Origin of the sequence: uncultured Nevskia sp. (genome assembly GCF_903885465.1) — a bacterium.
GTDB lineage: Bacteria > Pseudomonadota > Gammaproteobacteria > Nevskiales > Nevskiaceae > Nevskia.
The window spans coordinates 1-6,343 of the sequence record NZ_CAISIQ010000467.1; the positions used below are offsets into that span (position 1 = coordinate 1).

The window sequence follows — 6,343 nt, forward strand, 5'->3', positions numbered from 1 at the left end:
CCGAGCTGGTGCGCTGGACGATCCGGCCGCGGCTGATGACCGTGCCCGGTGTCGCCAATGTCGCGGTCTGGGGCCAGCGCGATCGCCAGCTGCAGATCCTGGTCGATCCTGACCGTCTGCGCGCCGCCAATGTCAGCCTCGCGGAACTGCGCGCCGCAGCCGGAGACGCGGTGCTGGTCGGCGGCGGCGGCTTTGTCGATGGTGCCAACCAGCGGCTGCCGGTCCAGCAGAGCGGCATGGTGCAGAGCGCGGCCGATCTGGCCGATGCGGTGATCAAGCTCGCCGGCGGCGCTCCAGTGCGGATCGGCGATGTCGCCAGGGTCGTCGAGCACTACGCGGCACCGATCGGCAGCGCCATCATCGATGACGGCCCCGGCATCATGCTGATCGTCGAGAAGCAGCCGACCGGCAATACCTTGGCGCTGACCCGCGCGGTTGAAGCCGCGCTCGCCGAGCTGCAGCCGGGCCTCGGCGATGTCCACGTCGACAGCACGCTGTTCCGGCCAGCGACTTTCATCGAGCGCTCGATCGACAACCTGCGCGATGCGCTGCTGATCGGCTGCCTGCTGGTCGCCGCCGTGCTGTTCCTGTTCACCCGCGATCCGCGCCAGGCGCTGATCAGCTTCATCGCCATTCCGCTGTCTCTGCTCGGTGCGGCGCTGGTGCTGCTGTGGAGCGGTGCCACGATCAACGTGATGATCATCGCCGGCCTGGTGATCGCGCTCGGCGAGGTCGTCGACGACGCCATCATCGATGTCGAGAACATCGCTCGCCGCCTGGCGCTGAACCGCGCCGCACCGTTGCCGCGCAGCACGTTCGAGGTGGTGTTGTCGGCCTCGCTGGAAGTGCGCTCGGCGGTGGTGTTCGCATCGCTGATCGTGATTCTGGTGTTCCTGCCGATCATCTTTCTAGGCGGCGTTGCCGGCACCTTCTTCCGGCCGCTGGCGATCGCCTACATGCTGGCGATCAGCGCTTCGCTGCTGGTGGCGCTGACGGTGACACCGGCGCTGTGTCTGACGCTGCTGCCGCGCAGCGCTGCAGACGCGCAGCACGAAGCGCGGCTGGCCCTCTGGCTGAAGCGGGCTTACGCACGGCTGCTGCCAAAGCTGATCGGCCAGCCGGGGATGGCCGCTGGCATCGTCGCGGCCGGCCTGCTGATCGCCGTCATCGGCTACTCGGGCTTCAAGGATCAGTTCCTGCCGGACTTCCAGGAAACCGATTTCCTGATGCACTGGATCGGCAAGCCCGGCACCTCGCTGGACGCGATGGAGCGGATCACCGTGCAGGTGTCGAAGGAGCTGCGCGCGGTGCCCGGCGTGCGCAACTTCGGCGCTCACATCGGCCGCGCCGAAGTCGCCGATGAAGTGGTCGGCCCGAACTTCGCGGAGCTGTGGATCAGCCTCGATGCTGCCGCCGATCACGAGGCTTCGGTCAAACGCATCCAGTCGGTGATCGACGGCTATCCGGGCCTGTTCCGTGACCTGCTGACCTACTTGCGCGAACGGATCAAGGAAGTGCTCAGCGGTGCCAGCGCGACGGTTGTCGTGCGCATCTTCGGGCCGGACCAGGACCAGCTGCGCGCCGCCGCCGAACAGGTTCGGGCCGCAGCGGCCGGCATCGCCGGGGTTGCCGACCTGAAGGTCGAGCAGCAGGTGCTGGTGCCGCAGATCCAGATTCGGCCGCGGCTCGATGCACTGGCGACGATGGGCCTGACCGCCGGCGAAGTCCGCCGCCAGGCGCAGACCCTGATTGCCGGCCAGAAGGTCGGCGAGATCTATCGCGACCGCAAGGCTTTCGACGTCGCGATCTGGGCCGAGCCCGCCGTCCGCGCCGATACCAGTCAGATCGCCGAGCTGCTGATCGAAACGCCGTCCGGCGCGCCGGTGCGGCTGCGCGATGTTGCTGACATCCGCATCGTGCCGGCGCCGAACGAGATCAAGCGCGAGAACGGCCAGCGCCGGCTCGACGTGACCATGAATGTCTCGGGCGCCGATCTCGGCACCGTCGCCCGTGCCGTCGAAACTGCGGTGCGGGCGCTGCCGTTCGAGCGCGGCTACTACCCGCAGGTGCTCGGCGAGTACGCGGCACTGAAGGCGGCGCGCGAGCAACTGCTGTTCACCTCGCTGCTCGGCCTGATCGGCATGTTGCTGCTGGTCTGGACCGAGTTCCGCTCGCTACGCCTGACCGCGCTGTTCGCGGCCAGCCTGCCGTTCGCGCTGGTCGGCGGCGTGCTCGCGGTCATGGCCACCGGTGGGCTGCTGTCGCTGGGTTCGCTGGTCGGCTTCGTCACCGTGATCGGCATCTCGGCGCGCAACGGCATCATGCTGCTCGCCCACTACCAGCATCTGCGGCAGCACGAGGGCGAGGCCTTCGGCCCGGAACTGGTGCTGCGCGGCGCCAGCGAACGCCTGCTGCCGATCCTGATGACTGCGAGCTGCGCCGGTCTGGCACTGGTGCCACTGATCGTCACTGGCAACGCGCCCGGCCACGAGATCGAATATCCGATGGCGATCGTCATCCTCGGCGGCCTGGTCTCATCAACTGCGCTGAACCTGCTGCTGATGCCGGCGCTGTATGGCCGCTACGGCCACGAGGTACGGCTGTGAAACTCTGGCTGCTGTCGATGGCGACACTGGGCCTGGCGGCCTGCGCAACCGCTCCGGCGCTGCCGCCGCCGGCTTCGATGTCCGCTGGCGCCTTCATCAATGCACCGACAGATCTCGCCGAGCTGCCAGCGGACTGGTGGCGGCTGTACGACGATCCGACGCTCGATGCGCTGGTCACCGCCAGCCTTGCGGCCAATGCCGACCTGCGCACCGGCTACGCGCGGCTTGCAGCGGCTCGTGCCGGCACCGCTCAAGCGCGGGCCGCGCGATTGCCGCAGACGCGGATCGACAGCAGCGCCGGCATCGACAACCCGTCCGGTCAACCGTCAGCGAGCAATGTGCCGGCCACCGATTACGACCTCGCGGCGACGGTCAGCTGGGAACTCGATCTGTTCGGCCGGCTGCGTGCCGCCGCCGACGCTGCGCAGGCCGATGCCGAAGCCACCGCTGCTGCGCTCGATGGTCTGCGGGTGGCCGTGGCCGCCGATACCGTCGCCGCCTATGTCGAGCTGTGCGCGGCGCGCGAAAGTGTGGCGGCGGCCGATGCGGTGATCGCCGCGCAGGCCGAACTGACCGCGAACCTGCGTAGCCAGCTGGCGGCCGGCGAGCTGTCGCAACTGGAAGTCGCACAAGCCGAATCGCTGCTAGCGGCGACCCGCGCCACGCGGCCGGGCTTCGACGCAGCGGCGGCAATCGCCCGTTATCGCCTCGCCGAGCTGCGCGGCCTGATGCCGGCCGATCCGCTCGTCGCAGCCATTGATTGCCGTGCCTTGCCGGAGCTGCCGGCAGCGCTGCCGATCGGTGACGGCCAGACGCTGCTGCGCCGCCGGCCGGACATTCGCGAAGCCGAGCGGCGGATGGCAGCCGCGAGCGCGCGGATCGGCGTCGCCGCCGCCGAGCTGTATCCGGTGGTCAATCTCGGCGGCGCGATCGGCTTGCTGGCCGGCGGCCTGGTCAGCACCGCGACGCCGCTGATCACCTGGACGTTCCCGAACCAGAGCCCGGCACGCGCCCGCATCGCCCAGGCCAGCGCCAACGAGCAAGCGGCACTGGCTGCCTGGGACGCGGTGACTTTGCGCGCGCTGCGCGAAGTCGAATCAGCGCTGCTGGCGATGGCTGCCGAAGCGCAGCGCAAGGCGATGCTGAGTGCGGCGATCAGCAGCGCCGAGCGCACGCTGGCGCTTGCCGCGTCCAGAGTTCGTCACGGCGATGCGTCACCACTGCTGCGCATCGATGCCGAGCGGGTCCGAGCCGATCTGACGCGCCAAAGCATCGACTCGTCGATCGCCCTGGCGCGTCAGCAACTGAGTCTGTTCCGCGCGCTGGGTGGTGGCTGGCAGCAGGCGCCAGCGCCATTGGCAGCAGCCCGCTAGCATCGCCACCATGCGCATCCTGATCGTCGAAGACGATGAATCGACCCGCCAGTTCATCGTCAAGGGACTGGCCGCGCTCGGCCATCAGATCAGTAGCAGCGGCGATGGCCGCGACGGTCTGTTCCAGGCCACCGACGGACGCTTCGATGCGCTGATCGTCGATCGTTTGCTGCCCGGCCTCGATGGTCTGTCCCTGCTGCGCATGCTGCGCGCCACCGGCAACCGCACGCCGGTGCTGATGCTTACCGCAGTCGCCGGTATTGCCGATCGGGTGGAAGGCCTGGAAAGCGGTGCCGACGATTACCTGGTCAAGCCGTTCGCGTTCTCGGAACTGGCGGCAAGAGTCCATGCGCTCGGCCGCCGGCCGGCGATCCAGGCCGAGCCGCAGCGGCTGGTGGTCGGCGAGGTCGAACTCGACCTCGCCCGCCGCAGCGTGCAGCGTGCTGGCCGCAGGATCCTGCTGCAGCCGCGCGAGTTCGCCTTGCTCGCCGAGCTGATGCGCAATGCCGATCGGGTGATGACCCGAACCATGCTGCTGGAGCGGGTCTGGGATTTCGATTTCGATCCGCGCACCAACATCGTCGAAACTCATCTGAGCCGCCTGCGCGCCAAGCTCAATGCCGGCGGCGAGCCGGATCCGATCGAAACCCTGCGCGGTGCCGGCTACCGCTATCGGAGCGCCTGATGTCACCGCTGCTGCGCCCGCTCTGGCGTTCGACGTTCGGCCTGGTTGCGCTGGTCAGCCTCGCCTTCGCGCTATCGGCGCTGGGTATCGGCTTCGTCGTCTACGAGGTTGCTCACGAAGCGCTGGAAGTACAGCTCGACCACAGGATCGCCAGCGAGACTCGCGCGCTGCTCGCCGAGCACAGCCGCGGCGGGGCGGCCGAACTGACCCGCACGATCCGCCAGCGCGAAGCGATCAGGGGTAGTGACGGCCTTGCCTACGCCTTGATCGACGCCACCGGGCGGCGCACGGCCGGGGACCTGGACGCGCCGGCACCCCCGAAGCCCGGCTATCTGGAACATCTCAAGCACCGCAATGGCGGCCGCGTCTCCCAGGCGCTGACCACCGAACTGGCCGACGGCAGCCGGCTGGTCGTCGCAGCCGATCGCGCGGCGCTCAAGGAAACCGATACGACGATCCTGACGATCACCGCGATCGCCTTCGCGGCGATGCTGCTGATCGGCATCGGTGGCGCCTGGACGGTCGGCAGCGTGACCCGTGCGCGGCTCCGGGAAATCGACGGCGCAGCCCAGGCGATCATCGACGGCGACCTCAGCCGACGGATGCCGCTGGACGGTTCCGGCAGCGAGTTCGACCGCGTCTCGGCCACCCTGAACCGGATGCTGGAACGGATTGCCGCGCTGCTCGACAACCTGCGCCAGGTGTCCAGCGATGTCGCCCACGATCTGCGCACGCCGCTGACCCGGCTCAACAACCGGCTCGACGAAGCGTTGTCGACGACGGACGAAGCTGATCGTCAACTGGCCATCGAAGCCGCCTTGACCGACTCGCGCGAACTGCTCGATCTGTTCGCCGCGCTGCTGCGTATCTCGGAAGTCGAAGCGCTGACGGTGCGGCGGCACTTCTCCGAGGTGGCGCTCGATGCCTTGCTCGACGAACTGGTCGACACCTACCTGCCGGACATCGAGGCCAGCGGCCATCGACTGAAGTGCGCGATCGAGGCCAGCGTCGTGGTGTCCGGCGATCGCCGGCTGCTGCGTCAGCTGGTCGCCAATCTGCTCGACAACGCGCTGCGCCACACGCCGGCCGGCACCACGATCACCGTGCGGCTGAGCGCAGTTGGCGATCACGCGGCAATCACCATCGGCGATGACGGCCCGGGTGTCGCGGCGAACGAGCTGCCGCGCCTGTTCCAGCGCTTCGCCCGCTCCGAGCGCAGCCGTCATACCGAAGGCAGTGGCTTGGGCCTGGCGCTGGTCGCGGCGATCGCGACGGCGCATCGCGGCCGGATCAGCGCCTTGTCCGAAGGCGGCTTCAGCGTCACTGCCGAATTGCCCCGCTGCGTTGCGCGTATAAAAGCTTCGGGGCCCTTGCCCCACGAGCCAGTGGTTTAAGGCTCTCCCGCCTCATCACGGAGTGGATCGATGCGCTACGGAATCATCATCGTCGGACTGGTGGTCGCCGCCCTGGGCGTGGCCGCGCTGCTGGGCAAGTTCGAGTACGAGAAGACCAGCACCCTGGCGCAGATCGGCGATCTGAAGGCCGAGGTCAAGCATGACAAGGCCGTGCCGCAGTGGGCTGGCATTCTGGCGCTGGTGGTCGGTGGCGGGTTGGTGCTGGTGGGCTTCACGCGCAAGGCCTGAAGCTGGCGGTTGCAAGCAGCAAACAAAAAAGCGGCC

General features: G+C 68.5%; 5 protein-coding genes. All 5 read left to right on the forward strand.

Going from position 1 to position 6,343, the window contains the following annotated elements:
- On the forward strand, positions 1–2,606 hold a 2,606-nt coding region (locus QZY06_RS18240; RefSeq protein WP_295686735.1), incomplete at its 5' end, for an efflux RND transporter permease subunit.
- On the forward strand, positions 2,603–3,979 hold the full coding sequence (locus tag QZY06_RS18245; protein ID WP_295686738.1) for an efflux transporter outer membrane subunit: 1,377 nt from the start codon (positions 2,603–2,605) through the stop codon (positions 3,977–3,979). The genes QZY06_RS18240 and QZY06_RS18245, both read left to right, overlap by 4 nt.
- A gap of 10 nt (positions 3,980–3,989) precedes the next feature.
- Complete coding sequence (locus QZY06_RS18250) at positions 3,990–4,664, forward strand: response regulator transcription factor (protein WP_295686740.1); 675 nt, start codon at positions 3,990–3,992, stop codon at positions 4,662–4,664.
- Positions 4,664–6,058 carry an ATP-binding protein gene (locus QZY06_RS18255; protein WP_295686744.1) on the forward strand — a complete coding sequence of 465 codons (1,395 nt, stop codon included), beginning with the start codon at positions 4,664–4,666 and terminating at the stop codon, positions 6,056–6,058. The genes QZY06_RS18250 and QZY06_RS18255 overlap by 1 nt, the downstream gene beginning before the upstream one ends.
- Positions 6,059–6,088: 30 nt before the next feature.
- Positions 6,089–6,307 carry a hypothetical protein gene (locus QZY06_RS18260; RefSeq protein ID WP_295686746.1) on the forward strand — a complete coding sequence of 73 codons (219 nt, stop codon included), beginning with the start codon at positions 6,089–6,091 and terminating at the stop codon, positions 6,305–6,307.
- Positions 6,308–6,343 lie beyond the last annotated feature (36 nt).